This is a genomic window from Amaricoccus sp. B4 (assembly GCF_043226085.1).
GTDB lineage: Bacteria > Pseudomonadota > Alphaproteobacteria > Rhodobacterales > Rhodobacteraceae > Amaricoccus.
This window is the reverse complement of the sequence record NZ_CP171225.1, coordinates 2957072-2973918: the sequence shown is the minus strand read 5'-3', so window position 1 is coordinate 2973918 and position 16847 is coordinate 2957072. Positions and strand designations below refer to the sequence as shown.

The window sequence follows — 16847 nt, the reverse complement described above, 5'->3', positions numbered from 1 at the left end:
TGGGAGGCATCCTGCCGGGTTTCGGGGCATAAGCCCTTGCGGCGCGGGCGCCGCGGCGACCGCCGGCCCTCGTGCCGGGGCAAAATTTCGAGTGACCTGGAGACCCTATGAAATCCTACGTGCTGACCGTGCAATGTGTCTCGACCAGGGGCATCGTGGCCGCGATTTCCGCCTTTCTCGCCGAACATGGCTGCAACATCCGCGACAGCGCCCAGTTCGATGATTCCGTCACCGGCCAGTTCTTCATGCGGATCAGCTTCATCAGCGAGACCGGCACCGGGCTCGAGGCGCTGCGCAGCGATTTCGCGGCCGTCGCGGAACGCTTCGGCATGGACTACGCCTTCCATGACAGCACCGAGAAGATGAAGGTGCTGCTGATGGTCTCGAGCTTCGGCCACTGCCTCAACGACCTGCTCTACCGCTGGCGGATCGGGGCGCTGCCGATCGAGATCACCGGGGTGGTCTCGAACCATCTCACCTACCAGAAGCTGGTGGTGAATCACGATCTGCCCTTCCACCACATCCGGGTGACGAAGGAGAACAAGCCGCGCGCCGAGGCGCAGCTCCTGGAGCTCGTCGAGGAAACCGGCACCGAACTGGTGGTGCTCGCCCGCTACATGCAGGTGCTGTCCGAGGAGATGTGCCGCACGATGTCGGGGCGGATCGTCAACATCCACCATTCCTTCCTGCCAAGCTTCAAGGGCGCACGCCCCTACCAGCAGGCCTTCGAGCGCGGCGTGAAGCTCATCGGCGCCACGGCGCATTTCGTGACCTCCGACCTCGACGAGGGACCGATCATCGAGCAGGAGACCTTCCGCGTCACCCACGCCCAGAGCGCCGACGACTATGTGGCGATCGGCCGCGACGTGGAGGCCCAGGTGCTCGCCCGCGCGATCCATGCGGTGATCCACCGCCGGGTCTTCCTCAACGGCAACAAGACCGTCGTCTTCCCCGCAAGCCCCGGCGGATACGCCTCCGAACGCATGGGCTGAACGGCCGAACCGGGCCCAAAGCGCGGGCTGCTCAAGCTTTGCGCAATCGCAAGGAGAGCTCTGGCACCGGCACCACAGCCGGGGCGAAATCCGGGACCATCCCTTGACTTGGCTGCTGCATCGCAGCGAACGTCCGGTGAGGCGGGGCCTTCTGCCCCACTTCCCGGACGGCCAAACAGGACTGGAACCGCCATTCATGCCAAGTCTCTTCTTCAGCATGTCCGACGTGGCACTCGCCACAGTGGCGCTGGCCATTGCCGGAGCGCTCGGGCTTCTCATCGGAAACATTCATTATCGCGGCGTCGGCCTCGGCATCGGCGGCGTGCTCTTCGCCGGTATTGCGGTCGGCCATCTCTCGGGCATGGCCGGGATCACCTACAGCCACGAAACGATGGAATTCGTGCGCGAATTCGGCCTCATTCTCTTCGTCTTCACCATCGGCATCCAGGTCGGCCCCGGCTTCTTCGCCACCCTCCAGTCATCGGGGCTGAGCCTGAACCTCGCGGCGGCCTCAATCGTGCTGCTCGGTGTGGCCGTGACCGTCGCGCTGCATTTCCTGCTCCAGATCCCTGTGCCCGTGCTCGTCGGCCTCATGTCGGGCGCGGTGACCAACACCCCCGGCCTCGGCGCTGCAACACAGGCCCTCAAGGACGTCGGCGCCGATCCCGCCACGGTTGAGCTGCCGAGCCTCGGCTACGCGGTGGCCTACCCTTTCGGCATCCTCGGCATCCTCGCCGCGATGCTGCTGGTGCGCGGGGTGCTGCGGATCTCGCTGCCGGAGGAGGCCAAGGCCTTCGACATCGCACGCCGGGCGGGTGTCGCCTCGCTGCCGGTGATGAACGTGGTGGTGAAGAACAGCAATCTCGCGGGCCTCAAGCTCTCGGAAGTGCCGGATCTCTTCGATTCGGGCGTGGTCGCCTCGCGGATGATGAAGAACGGCGAGCTCATCGTGCCCGCGCGCGACACCGTGGTGGATCTCGGCGACGTGCTCCATCTCGTCGGACCGGCCGAGAAACTCCGTGCCATGCAGATCATCCTCGGCGAGGAAGTGAAGATGGCGCTCACCACCAAGGGCACAGCGCTCACCTGGACCCGGATCGTCGTCACCGATACCAAGATTCTCGGCCGCAAGCTGCGCGCGCTCGGGCTGAGCGAGGCCCATGGCATCAACATCTCGCGGATCTACCGTGCCGGCGTCGAGCTGCCTGCCCTGGCCGACAGCACGCTCCAGTTCGGCGACATCCTCACCGTTGTCGGCCCGCCCGAGGGCATCGAGGCGGTGCGCGGCGTCTTCGGCGACCAGAAGCGGCGGCTCGACGAGGTGCAGTTCACCGCGGTCTTCATCGGCATCGCGCTCGGGGTGCTGTTCGGCTCGATCCCCTTCATGGTTCCGGGCCTGCCTGCGCCGATCAAGCTCGGCCTCGCGGGCGGCCCGCTGATCGTCGCCATCGTGCTCTCGCGGCTCGGGCATTTCGGACCGTTCGTCTGGTTCATGCCGCCGGTCGCGAACCACGCCCTGCGCGAGCTCGGGATCGTGCTCTTTCTCGCCGTCGTCGGCATCAAGGCAGGCGACAAGTTCCTGACGACGCTGCTCCATGGCGACGGGCTGATGTGGATGGCCTATGGCACCCTCATCACCCTGATCCCGCTCCTCGTGGTCGGGTTCGTTGCGCGGATCGTCTTCAAGTTCAACTATCTCAGCCTCTGCGGCGTGCTGGCGGGCTCGATGACCGATCCGCCTGCGCTCGCCTTTGCAAGCGGGATGAGCAGCTCGCCCGCCGCGCCGATCGGCTATGCCGCGGTCTATCCGCTGGTGATGTGCATGCGCATCCTCGCGCCCCAGATCATCGTGCTCCTGCTGATGTGACCCCGTCTGCCGGCCCAGTCGAGCGGGGCCGGCGGGCCCGGCGCCGGCCTGCGGCGCCGCCTCCCCGCAGCCTTGCCGCGTCTTGCCCTTGCCGCTGGCGGCATCGGCCTGTAGAAAACGGGCGCGAATTTCACGAATGGACGGACGCATGGCCGAGCTTGCCTACAAAGAGCCCGAACCCAAGGTCATTGCCGGGGCGAAGGGCGACTGGGAACTGGTGATCGGGCTGGAAGTCCACGCCCAGGTTTCCTCGAAGTCGAAGCTCTTCTCCGGCGCCTCGACCGCATTCGGCGCCGAGCCCAACACCAATGTGAGCCTCGTCGATGCCGCGATGCCGGGGATGCTTCCGGTCATCAACGGCTTCTGCGTCGAGCAGGCGGTGCGCACCGGGCTGGGCCTCAAGGCCGAGATCAACCTCTTCTCGCGCTTCGACCGCAAGAACTACTTCTATCCGGACCTGCCGCAGGGCTACCAGATCAGCCAGCTCTACCACCCGATCGTCGGTGAGGGCGAGATCCTCGTGGACATGGCGCCCGGCATCGCGCGCAAGGTGCGCGTCGAGCGCATCCATCTCGAGCAGGACGCCGGCAAGTCGGTCCATGACCTCGATCCCGATCTCTCCTATGTCGACCTCAACCGCACCGGCGTGGCGCTGATGGAGATCGTCTCCAAGCCCGACATCCGCGGCCCCGAGGAAGCGGCGGAATACGTCCGCAAGCTGCGGCAGATCCTGCGCTATCTCGGCACCTGCGACGGCAACATGCAGGAAGGCTCGCTCCGCGCCGACGTGAACGTCTCCGTGCGGCCCGCAGGCACGAGCGAGCTCGGAACGCGCTGCGAGATCAAGAACATGAACTCGATGCGCTTCATCCAGCAGGCCATCGAGTTCGAAGCGCGCCGCCAGATTGCGATCCTCGAGGATGGCGGCTCCGTGGAGCAGGAAACCCGGCTCTACGATCCCAACAAGGGCGAGACGCGCTCGATGCGCTCGAAGGAAGAGGCGCACGATTACCGCTACTTCCCCGACCCCGACCTGCTGCCGCTCGAGTTCGAGCAGAGCTTCGTCGATGGCATCGCCGCCAGCCTGCCGGAGCTGCCCGACGCCAAGAAGGCCCGCTTCGTGCTCGAGTACGGCATGACGGAATACGATGCCGGCGTGCTGACGGCCGAAGTGGCGAGCGCCGACTATTTCGAGGCGGTGGCCCGCGGGCGCGACGGCAAGCAGGCGGCGAACTGGGTCATCAACGAGCTTTTCGGTCGGCTCAACAAGGAGGGCCACGGTATCGCCGACAGCCCGATCTCGCCCGTCCAGCTCGGCGGTCTTATCGATCTGATCGCCAAGGGCGACATCTCGGGCAAGATCGCTAAGGATGTTTTCGAGATTCTCTGGACCGAAGGCGGCGATCCGGCCAAGATCGTCGAGGACCGCGGCATGAAGCAGGTCACGGACATGGGCGCCATCGAGGCGGCCGTGGACGAGGTCATCGCCGCGAACCCCGACAAGGTCGCACAGGCGCAGGCCAAGCCTTCGCTTGCGGGCTGGTTTGTCGGGCAGGTGATGAAGGCGACGGGCGGCAAGGCCAATCCGAAGGCCGTGAACGACATCGTGCGCGGAAAACTCGGCATCGGGTGATCCGCGGCAGGCTGCCCCCGCGATTGTGATTGGACCGGGCTCGGGCCCGGCTTCTGACTTGAGGCCGGGCCGGAGCCCGGTGAGGGGGTAGCATGAGCTATTTTGACTACAAGGCGATTCCGGCGCCCCGGCGCAGCAAGAAGGCCCGCGGCGTGCGTGAGCCCGCCGAGCTTCTTGCGCTCACGATCACCGATACGATCAACGAGCAGGCGCGCGAGGGCTGGGAATTCCTCCGCGCCGAGACCCTCCCGGCCGAGACCCCGCGAGGGCTGTTCCGGCGCGCCGTCGAGGAGCCGGTGTCGCTGCTGATCTTCCGCCGGGAGCGGGAAAGCCGCGAACCGCGTCTGGAGGCCCGCGTGGAGGCGCTGCGCCCGGCCCCCGAGCCCGCTGCTCCCCGCCCGGCCCCGGTCATGGAGGTGGCCCCGGCGCCGCAGGCCGAAGCCGCCCCGCAGCCGCGCCCCGAGGCCACCCCGCCGAGCGTTCGCACCTTCGCCGAGCGCGTGCAGGCCGCGAGTGCGGCCCGCCGCGAACCGCCGATTTCCGGCGCCGCCCGCGCGCCGCGTCAGGACCAGGGGCCCTCGCCGCTTCGCCCCGGGCCGCGGTTCGGACCAGCCGAGACGAACTGAGGCGAGGCCCGCCTGGTTCGGCGGGCAAAGGGCCGCTGGGGGCCGCCCGCGATCAGGCCTGGGTGCCGGTGAGATCGAGCGAAAGCGCGTGAACCCGTCCGGCGAGCTCCTGCTTGAGGATGCCGTGCACCGCGCGGCTGCGCGCCACCCGTGACATGCCATTGAAAGCCGGCGCGCGCATGACCACCTTGAAATGCGTCTCGCCACCCTCGATGCCATGGCCGTGGTGGCGGTGCTTCTCGCTCTCATCAATGATCTCGAGCGCCTCGGGCGCAAAGGCCTCGGTCAGTTTCGCCTCGATCGAATCCCTTACGGGGGTCATGGTCTCGCCCATCGGTCTCTTCCTGCAAAGAACGGTCTTGGCCCGCTCCTCGAAAAGTCTAAACTCTGGCGCCCGAGTCGCAAGATTGAAAGGAATCGGCCCGCGATGAGCCGCCGCTCGCCCTTTGAATTCGACATTTCCGTCTCCGCCGACAAGAAACGGCGGGCCCGCAGCCGCGGCCAGTCGGGAGCTGTCGAGAGTTCCAGCCGCGTCTGCGCCCATCCGGGTTGCGACCAGCCGGGAAAGTATCGCGCGCCGCGCTCGCCGGACCAGCTCGACGACTTCCTGTGGTTCTGCCTCAAGCATGTGCGCGAGTACAACCTCAAATGGAACTTCTTCGAATCCCATTCCGACGACGATCTGGAGCAGCAGTTCGCCGCCGACCGGGTCTGGGAGCGCAACACCAAGCCCTTCGCCACCGGCAGCGCCCAGCCCGGCACGCAGCCCCATTCCGAGGGCCGCGCCTGGCAGCGCTTCGGTCTCGATGACCCCCTCGAGCTTCTGGGCGACAAGGGCACGCTCAATCCCGGCGCCAACCGCGGGCCGGTGCAGCGGCGGCTGCCACCGACCGAGCGGCGCGCCCTCGAGATCCTCGAGGCGCAGGACACCCAGAGCAAGGCCGAGATCCGGCGCCAGTACAAGGCCCTCGTCAAGGATCTGCACCCGGACATGAACGGCGGCCGCCGCGACGACGAGGCGCGGCTTGCCGAGGTGGTGTGGGCCTGGGAGCAGATCAAGGCCAGCCGCAGCTTCCGGGATTAGACAAAGGCGGTCGCGCGACGGGGCCGGGTTGCATCACCACGGCATTTGCGACACATAGCAAGGCAGGGATACCGCCCATGCGGGGCGGTCAGTAGGGCTGGGTATAATGGCGGACGGCAACATGGAATCGGATATCGAACCCACGGTCGAATACAGCGTGCGCGACCTTTTCGGGATCGACACCGACATGGTCGTGAAGGGATTTGCAGACGGAACGGACCGGGTGCCGGATCTCGATCCGACCTATCGCTTTGACCGCGACACCACGCTCGCCATTCTCGCAGGCTTCGCCCACAACCGCCGGGTGATGATCCAGGGCTATCACGGCACCGGCAAGTCGACCCACATCGAACAGGTCGCCGCCCGGCTCAAATGGCCCTGCGTGCGGGTGAACCTCGACAGCCACATCAGCCGTATCGACCTCATCGGCAAGGACGCGATCCGCATCAAGGACGGCGTGCAGATCACCGAATTCCAGGAAGGCATCCTGCCCTGGGCGCTGCGCAACCCCGTCGCGATCGTCTTCGACGAATACGATGCCGGACGCCCGGACGTGATGTTCGTGATCCAGCGGGTGCTCGAGGTCGACGGCAAGCTCACGCTTCTCGACCAGAACAAGGTGATCCGGCCGAACCCGTACTTCCGTCTCTTCTCCACGGCCAACACCGTCGGCCTCGGCGACACCACGGGCCTCTATCACGGCACCCAGCAGATCAACCAGGGCCAGATGGACCGCTGGAGCCTCGTCGTAACGCTCAACTACCTCGAGCATGCCGCCGAAGCCGAGATCGTGCTGGCGAAATATCCCGAATATGCGACGCCCGAGGGCCGCCGGACCGTGAGCCGCATGGTCACGGTCGCCGACCTCACGCGCGCTGCCTTCATGAACGGTGATCTCTCGACGGTCATGAGCCCGCGCACCGTGCTCGCCTGGGCCGAGAATGCGCGCATCTTCAAGGATATGGGCTTCGCCTTCCGGCTGACCTTCCTCAACAAGTGCGACGAGCTCGAGCGCCAGACCGTCGCGGAGTTCTATCAGCGCTGCTTCGATGAGGAACTGCCGGAGAGTGCCGCCAGCGTCAGCCTGGGCTGATCGGGGGGCCATTTGTCGAAGCGCTCGAACAACCCCGCGGACCCGTTCAAGAAGGCGCTGAGCGAGGCCACGCGCGCCATGGCCGCCGACCCCGATCTCGAGGTCGCCTTCAGCGTCGATCCGCCCGGGCTCCGCAACGATGCCATGCGCCTGCCGCAGGTGACGCGCCGGATGAGCCGCGAGGAGGTGATGCTCGCCCGCGGCACGGCGGACGCCTATGCGCTGCGCCTGCGTTTCCACGACGCTGCCACGCACCGCCGCTACACGCCGCAGGGCGAGATTGCCACGGAGCTCTTCGAGGCGATGGAAACGGCGCGCTGCGAGGCCGTGGGCGCCCGCGCCATGCCCGGAACGGCGGGCAACATCGATGCCAAGATCGCGGCCGAGGCCAAGCGCCTCGGCTATGCCGATATCACCGACCCCGCCCGCGCCCCGCTGGCGCAGGCCGCAGGCTATTTCGTGCGGCATCTCGCCACCGGCCGCGCGCTGCCCGAAGGGGCGCAGAACGTGCTCGACCTCTGGCGGGGCTTTCTCGAATCCCACGCGAGCGGGGCGTTCGAGGGGCTCGGCGACACCCTCCACGATCAGCAGGCGTTTGCCCGCGCCGCGCGCCAGGTGATCTCCGATCTCGGCTATGGCGAACAGCTCGGCGACGACCCGGACGATGCGCCGGGCGAGGATCAGGACGATGACGAACCCGAGGACCTGACCGAGGACAACCCCGATCAGGACCAGGCCGGCGGTGATGCCGAGGACAACTCCGAGCAGGAAAGCTCGAGCCAGGACCAGTCCAGCGAACAGCCCTCCGATCCGCAGGAAATGAAGGCGGCCCTCGACAGCGCAGACGAAGATGCCATGGCCGAAGAGGCCCAGATGCAGGAGACGGAGGCCGAGGATGAGCGCGTGCAGCCGCCCCATTCCGACGCCGATCCCGACTACCGCGTCTTCGACACGGCCCATGACGAGGAAATTCGCGCGGAGGAACTCGCCGACCCGATCGAGCTCGAACGCCTGCGGTCCTATCTCGACCAGCAGCTCGAGCCGCTCCGCGGCGCGGTGGCGCGGCTTGCCAACAAGCTGCAGCGCCGGCTGCAGGCGCAGCAGAATCGCGCCTGGGATTTCGACCTCGAGGAAGGCACCCTCGATGCCGGCCGGCTTGCGCGCGTCGTCGCCAATCCGCTGACCCCGCTCTCCTTCAAGCAGGAGCGCGACACGGACTTCCGCGACACCGTGGTGACGCTTCTGCTCGACAATTCCGGCTCGATGCGCGGTCGGCCGATCTCGATCGCCGCGATCTCGGCCGATGTCCTCGCCCGCACGCTCGAGCGCTGCCAGGTGAAGGTCGAGATCCTCGGCTTCACCACACGCGCCTGGAAGGGTGGCCAGAGCCGGGAGGCCTGGCTTGCCGCGGGGCGCCCGCCGCTCCCCGGCCGGCTCAATGACCTCCGTCACATCGTCTACAAGCCCGCCGACGCGCCCTGGCGGCGCGCCCGTGCCAATCTCGGGCTGATGATGAAGGAAGGGCTGCTCAAGGAGAACATCGACGGCGAGGCGCTCGAATGGGCGCACCGGCGGATGCTTGCCCGCAACGAGGCGCGCAAGGTGCTGATGGTGATCTCCGACGGTGCGCCGGTCGACGACTCCACCCTTTCGGTCAATCCGCCGAGCTTTCTCGAGAAGCATCTGCGCGACGTGATCGAGATGGTCGAACGGAGGCGTGCGGTCGAGCTCGTCGCCATCGGCATCGGCCACGACGTTACGCGCTATTACCAGCGCGCCGTGACGATCACCGATGTGGAGCAGCTTGCCGGCGCCATGACCGAGCAGCTCGCGAGCCTGTTCGACAACGACCCGATCCGCGCGGGACGCCGCAAACGCCTTTCCGCGCGCGTATGACTTTCGGAACCGCGGGCTGTTCCGCGCGTTGCAAGGCAGGAGGTGCGATATGGATATCAACATCACGGGCATCGGCGGGTTCATCCTGCTCGCGCTGGACATCTGGGCCATCATTTCAGTCGTCGGTTCGGGTGCGAGCACCGGCAAGAAGGTGATCTGGGTACTGGTGATCCTGTTCCTGCCTCTCATCGGCTTCATTGCCTGGCTGCTCCTGGGACCACGGGCGCAGCGCATCTGACGCGAGGGAAATTTGCACGTATTCACCTGTGAGAAATGCGGCCAGATGCTGCATTTCGAAAACTCCGTATGCCTGCGCTGCGGAACCCGATTAGGCTTTCTGCCCGATACGTTGCGGCTGAGCGCCTGCGATCCACAGCCCGATGGCACCATCGCGGTCACCGCGGCGCCGCAGGGCAGCGCCTGGGTTGCCTGCGGCAATGCCGCGAGCGCGGGCTGCAACTGGCTTGTCCGGGCCGACTCGGGCGACAGCTTCTGTCCCGCCTGCGAGCTCAACCGCACCATCCCCGACCTGGCGGTCGAGGGGAACGAAGAGCGCTGGCGCAAGATGGAGGAGGCGAAGCGGCGGCTGATCTATGCCCTCAAGCGCCTCAACCTGCCGCTGACGAGCTTTCAGGACGACAAGGAGCGCGGCCTCGCCTTCGATTTCCTGGCCGACGAGCCGGACGCCCCTGTGATGACCGGCCATGACGACGGGCTCATCACCATCAACATCTCCGAGGCAGACAGCGCCGAGCGCGAGCGTCGCCGGGTCGAGCTCGGCGAGCCCTATCGCACGCTGCTCGGCCATCTCCGCCACGAGGTCGGGCATTATTACTGGGACGTGCTTGTGCGCGACCGCAACAAGATCGACGCGTCCCGCGAGATCTTCGGCGACGAAAGCGCGGATTACGGCGAGGCGCTGCAGCGGCATTACGAGAACGGAGCGCCGCCGGACTGGGAAAACGCCTACGTCAGCGCCTATGCGACCATGCATCCTTGGGAAGATTTCGCCGAGACCTGGACGCATTACCTCCACATGGTCGATACGCTCGACACCGCTGCGAGCTTCGGCATGGAGATCGACCCCCATGTCGCGACAACGGCGGAGCTCAATGCCGAGTTGGCGTTCGATCCCTACCGCGAACCGGATTTCAAGCGGCTGGTGGATGCCTGGATTCCGCTCACCGTCGCGGTCAACAGCCTGAACCGCTCGATGGGCCAGCGCGACCTCTACCCCTTCGCGCTGAGCACGCCAGCGATCAACAAGCTCAACTTCATCCACGACCTCGTCCGCGGGGCCGTGTGACCCAGAGGATCCCGGCGATCAGCGCCGGGATCAACGCCAGCGGCAGGCTGAAGAGGGTCGTGAAGACAGGATCCCACAGCCAGTCCGGCCCGAAATTCTGCAGGATCGAAACCACCTTCGCGTGGCTTCCGGGTGCGTTTTCCGCAAAGACCCGGTCGATCGAAGCCAGCCGGAACGCATAGCCCTCACCGATCGTAGCCTGCCAATCGATCCAGGCCCGCCAGAGCGCCAATCCGGCGAACGCAACCATAACCACAATACGCATGGGGACTTCTCACCTTTAGCGCGATTCAACGCGCCGAAGGTTAACCTTCATTGACCTGTCACGCAAACGACCGATAAGGATTTCCGGAATGAAAGATGATCAGCGCCCCATGTTCCAGGATTTCCGCCAGCGTACCACGCCAGAAACCGGGCCCTTGCGGCTCGAGGCCCTGCGTGAGGCCATGCGCGCCGAGGGTGTTGCAGCCTTCTTCGTGCCGCGCGCCGATGCCCATCAGGGCGAGAACGTCGCCCCCTGCGACGAGCGCCTCGCATGGCTCACGAGTTTCTCGGGCTCCGCGGGCCTCGCGGTGGCGGGTCTCGAGGCCGCGAGCCTCTTCGTCGACGGCCGCTATACGCTCCAGTCGCGCAAGGAGGTCGACACCGGGGCCTTCACCATCCTGCGCCATCCCGAGGACAAGCCCGCCGACTGGCTCGCCGAGGTCATGCCGGAGGGGGGCCGCGCCGGGTTCGATCCCTGGCTCCACACCGCGACCGACATCGCGACGCTGTCCGAGACGCTCGAGCCGCACGGTATCTCGCTCGTCCGCTGCCCCAATCTCGTCGACCGTATCTGGACCGATCGTCCGGCGCCGCCCGCCGCACCGATCGTGCCACAGCCCCTCGAGTTCACCGGGCACAGCGCGGCGGAAAAACGCGCCGATCTCGCGCAGGGCCTTCGCGACGCCGGGCGCTCGGCAGCGGCGCTGACGCTCACCGATTCCATCGCCTGGCTGCTCAACATCCGCGGCGGCGACATTGCCCGCACTCCGGTCGCACGCGCCTTCGCGATCCTTCATGACGACGGCCGTGTCGCGCTCTTCACCGATCCCACCAGGTGCGATGCCGCGCTCCGCGCCCACCTCGGGGCAGAGGTGACCATCGCCGCGCCCGAGGCCTTCGGCCCTGCCCTTGATGCGCTCTCCGGCAAGGTCGGCGTCGACAAGGCAAGCGCGCCGGTCTGGGTGTCCGACCGGCTCACGGCGGCGGGCATCGCGGTCGACTGGGCCCGCGATCCCTGCATCCTGCCCAAGGCCTGCAAGACCGAGGCCGAGATCGCCGGAAGCCGCGCGGCGCATCTGCGCGACGGCGCGGCGATGGCGCGCTTCCTCGCCTGGCTCGATGCCGAAGCCCCCGGGGGACATCTTACCGAAATCGATGTCGTCCGCCGCCTCGAAGCCTTCCGCGCCGAAACCGGCGCCCTGCGCGACATCTCGTTCGAGACGATCTGCGGTGCGGGCGATCATGGCGCGATCGTGCACTACCGCGTGAACGAGGCCAGCAACCGCCCGGTGAAGCCCGGCGAGCTGCTGCTCGTCGACAGCGGCGGGCAGTATGTCGACGGAACCACCGACATCACCCGCACCGTCGCCGTCGGCGCGGTGCCCGAAGGCGCGGCCCGGGCCTTCACCCTGGTCCTCAAGGGCGTCATCGCCATGTCCCGCCTCGCCTGGCCGAGAGGGCTCGCGGGGCGCGACATCGACGCGGTCGCCCGCGCCGGCCTCTGGCAGACGGGGCTCGATTACGACCACGGCACCGGCCATGGCGTCGGGGCCTATCTCGGGGTGCACGAAGGCCCTGCGGCCCTCTCCCGCCGCTCGGAAACACCGATCGAACCCGGCATGATCCTCTCCATCGAGCCTGGCTACTACCGCGAGGGGGCCTTCGGCATCCGTATCGAGAATCTCGCCACCGTGCGTGCGCCAAGCCGACCCGAGGGTGGCGAGCGCGAGATGCTTTCGTTCGAGACCCTCACCTTCGCCCCGATCGACCGCCGTCTGATCGACGCGGACCTGCTCGCCCCTGCCGAGCGCCGCTGGCTCGACGACTATCACGCCGAGGTTCTCGCGCGGATCGCGCCGCTCGTCGATGCAGACACTGCAAGCTGGCTTGAAACTGCCTGCCAACCGCTCTGAACGCCCCCGCTCAGGGGGCCGAGGACACCAACGAACAAAGGACCGCATATGCTTGCCAAGAGGATTACAGTCGTTCCGGCCGAAGGCACCTGGGTCATCCGCGCCGGCGGTGCCGTCATCGGCGAAAGCGGAAATGCCCTCGAACTCAGCAATGGCGACATGCCGGCGACGATCTTCTTCCCGCAGGAAGACATCGGCATGGCCTTTCTCGAAACATCCGGCAGCGAGGCCGTCACGGAAGGCATCGGCCGCGCGACCTATTTCGGCATCGTCACCCGCAGCACGCTGATCGAGAACGCCGCCTGGTGCTATCCCGAGCCCAGCGACGATCTTGCGCGCATTGCCAATCACCTCACCTTCGACCCGAACAAGGTCACGATCGAACAGATCTGAGCCTGAGATGCGCAAGCCCGGCCGCGGGCTTGCGCGCATGGGAGCCCGCGCTAGCTCTCCAGCAGCGCCCGCGCGGCCCCTCGCGCCTCGGGCGTGATCACATCCCCCGCCAGCATCCGCGCGATCTCCTCGGTCCGCTCCGCCTGCGAGAGCGGCAGCACGTCGGTCCGGGTTACCCCTTCGCGCACGTCCTTGCCCACCCGCCAGTGATGCGCCCCGCGGGCCGCGACCTGCGGCGCATGGGTGACGACGAGCACCTGCGCCGCATCGCCCAGGGCGCGCAGCCGCCGCCCAACGGCATCCGCCGTGGCCCCGCCGACGCCGCGGTCGATCTCGTCGAAGATCAGCGTGAGATCGCTGGAACGCTCGGCGAGACAGACCTTGAGCGCCAGCAGGAAGCGCGAGAGCTCGCCGCCCGAGGCAACCTTGTCGATCGGTCCCGGCGGCGCGCCCGGATTGGTCGCGGCAGTGAAGCGCACGCGGTCGCTGCCCTCGGGCCCCGGCTCACCCGGGTCCACCTCGGTGATGAAGCGCGCCCGCTCGAGCTTCAGCGGCGGCAGCTCCCCGGCCATGCGCGCATCGAGCCGTGCCGCAGCGTCCCGCCGGATCTCGCCAAGCCGCGCCGCCGCCGCGCCATAGGCGGCATCGGCCTCGCCCAGCGCGACCTTGAGGCCGGCAATCTCCTCCGCCCCGCCGTCGATCGCCCGCCGCCGCGCGCGCAGATCCTCGGCCAGCGCCGGGAGCTCCTCGGGCGGCACCTGATGCTTGCGCGCAAGGCCCCGGATTGCGAAGAGCCGCTCCTCGACAGCCTCCAGCTCATCCGGATCGCCCGCGAGTTGGGCCTCGAGGTCCTCGACGCCGCGCGAAACCTCGCCGAGCTCGGTCAGCACGCGTTCGAGCCCCTCGAGCAGCGGATCGATCAGCCCTTCGGCCCGTGGCGCCGCCGCCTCGAGCCAGCGCAGTGCCTGAAAGAGCGCGCCTTCCGCCCCCTCGGAGCCGACAGCCCCCGCCGCGCGCGCCACATCGGCGCGGATCTCCTCCGCCGCCCGAAGCTGGCGCCGCCGCGCATCGAGCTCTGTCTCCTCGCCCGGCTGAGGGTCGAGCGCATCGAGCTCCTCGACAGCATGGGCAATGAAATCGGCATCCCGCGCGGCGGCCTCGAGCGCCGCCTCCGCCTCCGCAAGCAGCTTTGCCGCCGCGGCCCGCGCGCCCCAGGCCTCCCGCACCGCCTCGCGCGCCGCCCCGGCCTCGGCAAAGGCATCGAGCAGATCCCGGTGCCGCTTCGGATCGAGCAGCCCCTTGTCGTCCTGCTGGCCGTGAAGCTCGACAAGCGTCGCGGACAGCGCGCGCAGGGTCTCGGCGGCCACCGGCCGGTCGTTCACCCAAGCCCGCCGCCGCCCGTCCGGGCTCGCGACCCGGCGCATCAGCAGCTCCTCGCCCGCGGGCAGGCCCGCCGCCTCGAGCACCGCGCGCGCGGCATGGCCCTCGGCAAGATGGAATTCCGCAATCACCTCACCCTGATCGGCCCCGGCGCGCACCAGCCCGGGCCGCACGCGCCAGCCGAGCACGAAGCCGAGCGAATCGAGCAGAATCGACTTGCCCGCGCCAGTCTCGCCCGTGAGCACGTTGAGGCCGGGCTCGAAGGCGAGCTCGGCCGTCTCGATCAGCACCATGTCACGGATCGTGAGGGTCCGGAGCATCGGTCAGACCCGCGCCCGCGTCAGCGCCAGTCTCCCTTCACCACCTGACGGTAGGTCTGGTTCAGCCAGCTGTCCCCGGCATTGTCCGGCTCGAGACCGCGGCCGGTCAGCAGCGCATAGCTGTCGGCATACCATGTTGATCCCTGGAAGTTGTGGCCGAGGATCGCAGCGGCGGTCTGCGCCTCCTGCGTGAGGCCAAGCGAGAGATAGGCCTCGACCAGCCGGTGCAGCGCCTCGGGCGTGTGGGTGGTGGTCTGGTAGTCCTCGACGACGACCCGGAACCGGTTGATCGCCGCCGTGTAATGGCCCCGCGCGAGGTAATAGCGCCCCACCTCCATCTCCTTGCCCGCAAGATGATCGAGCGCGAGCTCGAACTTGAGCTGGGCGGACTTGGCGTATTCGCTGTCGGGATAGCGCTCGATGATGTCGCGCATTTCCTGCAGCGCCTCGAACGTGTTGGCCTGATCGCGACCGATGTCTGTGATCTGGTCGTAATACGAGAGCGCAATCAGGAACTGCGCATAGGGCGCGTCCACATCCGCCGGGAAGAACTCGAGATAGCGCTCCGCCGCCGACCGGCTTTCCGCGTATTGCGCGCCCTCGTGATAGGCAAAGGCCGACATCAGCATCGAGCGCTTCGCCCATTCGGAATAGGGATAGAGCCGCTCCACCTCGGAGAACATCTCGCCGGCATCACGCGGCTGGCCGTCGGCAAGCAGCGCCTCGGCATCGAGATAGATCTGCTGCGCCGACCGGGTCTCGATAGGCTCCTGGCGGTTGCGCGCACAGGATGAGACGGTGAGCAGGATCAGGAGCAATGTGCCGGCCAACGCCAGAACACGACCCGACTTTCTTGTCATACCCTACCTGCCTCTAGTCACTCCGCCGATGTCCCGGGGCGCCTGCCAAGCCTCGGCCTGATCCGGTTAGCACAGCTCGCAAGGGGGGTGAAACGAAAAGCGCAGCCCCGGAGCCCGGGACTGCGCTTCTGCCTGTTCTTCCTGCCTTCAACCCGCGCGGCGCAGATCGGCAAGCCCCACTCCCGCACCGGGGAGAACCGCCTGCTGCTCCTCGTCGAGCACCACCCATTCGAACGCATCCGGGGTGGCGAAAAGCCGCCGCAGCAGCCGGTTGGTCGCGCCATGGCCTGCCTTCACACCGCGATAGGCGCCGAGAATCGGAGCCCCCGCCAGCGCGAGGTCGCCCATCGCGTCGAGCATCTTGTGGCGCACGCATTCATCCGCGCGCCGGAACCCGCCAGGGTTCAGAACCTTCTCGCCCTCGACCACGACCGCGTTGTCGAGCGAACCGCCGAGCGCAAGCCCGTGGGCCTGCATCGCCTCGACTTCCGCACGGCGGCAGAAGGTCCGGCAGTCGGAAAGCTCGCGCACGAAGGAGCCGTTGAGCATGTCGAGCGTCTTCTCCTGATGCCCAATCGCGGCATCCGGGAAGTCGATCTCGAAGTCGATCGAAAGCATCGGCGCGGGGGTGAGCTCGGTCACCACATCGCCCTGAACGTCGCGCACCGGCTTCAGGATCCGGATCGCACGCAGATCGCCCGCGACCTGACGAAGACCCGCCTTCAGGATCGCCTTCACGAAACGCTGCGAGCTGCCATCGAGGATCGGCACTTCCGGCCCGTCAATATCGACCAGCACATGGCTCACGCCGAGCCCGGCAAAGGCCGCCATGATGTGCTCGACCGTCGAGACCGAAATGCCGGCCTCATTCGAGAGCACCGTGCAAAGCGTCGTGTCGGTCACCGCGTCATAGCGGGCGGGAATGATGTTGTCGCGATCGGTCACGTCGACGCGCCGGAAGCGGATGCCGCCCTCCGTCGCCGGGTGGAGGGTAAGACGCACGGGACGGCCGGAGTGCAGCCCCGTGCCCCGCAGCGTGATTTCCCGTTCAAGAGTCGTGTGCATTTCTGCCCCCAATTGCGACCAGCTGCTCAGTGACCCCCACCCCGGATCCCGTCGTCTGTCGCAATGCAATATAGGGAGATGTCACATTTGGACCAAATCAAGCTTTGTGTCCGATTGCAACAAAAGCGAACGCGCGGTTAACTCGAAATAAAAAT

At 67.2% G+C, this 16847-nt stretch carries 16 protein-coding genes; 11 read left to right on the top strand and 5 right to left on the bottom strand.

The genetic code is table 11. From position 1 onward, the window contains the following. The first annotated feature begins 107 nt into the window (after positions 1–107). From purU to ACF66B_RS14315, 4 genes are all read left to right on the top strand, one after another. On the top strand, positions 108–992 hold the full coding sequence (gene purU, locus ACF66B_RS14330) for a formyltetrahydrofolate deformylase (RefSeq protein WP_111429021.1): 885 nt from the start codon (positions 108–110) through the stop codon (positions 990–992). 196 nt (positions 993–1188) lie between these two features. Beyond that, positions 1189–2859: a putative transporter gene (locus ACF66B_RS14325; protein ID WP_111429022.1), complete on the top strand. Its 1671-nt coding sequence runs from the start codon at positions 1189–1191 to the stop codon at positions 2857–2859. Positions 2860–2995: 136 nt separating this feature from the next. Next, positions 2996–4492, top strand: coding sequence for an Asp-tRNA(Asn)/Glu-tRNA(Gln) amidotransferase subunit GatB (gene gatB / locus ACF66B_RS14320; protein ID WP_392663037.1), 1497 nt, complete (start codon positions 2996–2998; stop codon positions 4490–4492). Between the two features lie 92 nt (positions 4493–4584). Then, positions 4585–5118, top strand: coding sequence for a DUF4177 domain-containing protein (locus tag ACF66B_RS14315; protein WP_111429023.1), 534 nt, complete (start codon positions 4585–4587; stop codon positions 5116–5118). Between the two features lie 52 nt (positions 5119–5170). Here ACF66B_RS14315 and ACF66B_RS14310 read toward each other — a convergent pair whose 3' ends face one another. Further along, positions 5171–5452: a BolA family protein gene (locus ACF66B_RS14310; RefSeq protein ID WP_111429024.1), complete on the bottom strand. Its 282-nt coding sequence runs from the start codon at positions 5450–5452 to the stop codon at positions 5171–5173. Between the two features lie 93 nt (positions 5453–5545). On the opposite strand from ACF66B_RS14310, the gene ACF66B_RS14305 reads away from it, so the two are divergent. From ACF66B_RS14305 to ACF66B_RS14285, 5 genes are all read left to right on the top strand, one after another. Continuing rightward, a complete protein-coding gene (locus tag ACF66B_RS14305) occupies positions 5546–6202 on the top strand; it encodes a DnaJ domain-containing protein (protein ID WP_111429025.1) in 657 nt (218 codons plus the stop codon). A gap of 106 nt (positions 6203–6308) precedes the next feature. Next, entirely contained in the window at positions 6309–7295 is a 987-nt protein-coding gene (gene cobS / locus ACF66B_RS14300) for a cobaltochelatase subunit CobS (RefSeq protein ID WP_111429026.1), read from the top strand. A gap of 12 nt (positions 7296–7307) precedes the next feature. Continuing rightward, positions 7308–9191: a cobaltochelatase subunit CobT gene (gene cobT / locus ACF66B_RS14295; RefSeq protein ID WP_111429027.1), complete on the top strand. Its 1884-nt coding sequence runs from the start codon at positions 7308–7310 to the stop codon at positions 9189–9191. Positions 9192–9240: 49 nt separating this feature from the next. Continuing rightward, complete coding sequence (locus ACF66B_RS14290) at positions 9241–9429, top strand: PLD nuclease N-terminal domain-containing protein (RefSeq protein WP_111429028.1); 189 nt, start codon at positions 9241–9243, stop codon at positions 9427–9429. A gap of 12 nt (positions 9430–9441) precedes the next feature. Then, positions 9442–10497, top strand: a complete 1056-nt coding sequence (locus tag ACF66B_RS14285) for a putative zinc-binding peptidase (protein ID WP_111429029.1) — start codon at positions 9442–9444, stop codon at positions 10495–10497. Here the strand turns inward: ACF66B_RS14285 and ACF66B_RS14280 are convergent. Beyond that, the gene (locus ACF66B_RS14280; RefSeq protein WP_162683193.1) at positions 10466–10762 is read right to left on the bottom strand and encodes a hypothetical protein; all 297 of its coding nucleotides are present in this window, start codon (positions 10760–10762) and stop codon (positions 10466–10468) included. The two genes, ACF66B_RS14285 and ACF66B_RS14280, sit on opposite strands and share 32 nt — an antisense overlap. A gap of 88 nt (positions 10763–10850) precedes the next feature. Between ACF66B_RS14280 and ACF66B_RS14275 the strand changes: the two genes are divergently transcribed. Continuing rightward, on the top strand, positions 10851–12674 hold the full coding sequence (locus tag ACF66B_RS14275; RefSeq protein WP_392663029.1) for an aminopeptidase P family protein: 1824 nt from the start codon (positions 10851–10853) through the stop codon (positions 12672–12674). A 48-nt stretch (positions 12675–12722) separates the two neighbouring features. Beyond that, entirely contained in the window at positions 12723–13067 is a 345-nt protein-coding gene (locus tag ACF66B_RS14270) for a DUF427 domain-containing protein (RefSeq protein ID WP_111429032.1), read from the top strand. 50 nt (positions 13068–13117) lie between these two features. On the opposite strand, the gene recN is transcribed toward ACF66B_RS14270, so the two are convergent. The 3 genes from recN to lpxC all read right to left on the bottom strand — a co-directional run bounded on the left by recN (position 13118) and on the right by lpxC (position 16692). Next, on the bottom strand, positions 13118–14767 hold the full coding sequence (recN, locus tag ACF66B_RS14265) for a DNA repair protein RecN (RefSeq protein WP_111429033.1): 1650 nt from the start codon (positions 14765–14767) through the stop codon (positions 13118–13120). Positions 14768–14787: 20 nt separating this feature from the next. Beyond that, on the bottom strand, positions 14788–15627 hold the full coding sequence (locus ACF66B_RS14260) for an outer membrane protein assembly factor BamD (protein ID WP_111429034.1): 840 nt from the start codon (positions 15625–15627) through the stop codon (positions 14788–14790). 147 nt (positions 15628–15774) lie between these two features. Then, complete coding sequence (lpxC, locus tag ACF66B_RS14255; RefSeq protein WP_111429035.1) at positions 15775–16692, bottom strand: UDP-3-O-acyl-N-acetylglucosamine deacetylase; 918 nt, start codon at positions 16690–16692, stop codon at positions 15775–15777. Between the last annotated feature and the right edge of the window lie 155 nt (positions 16693–16847).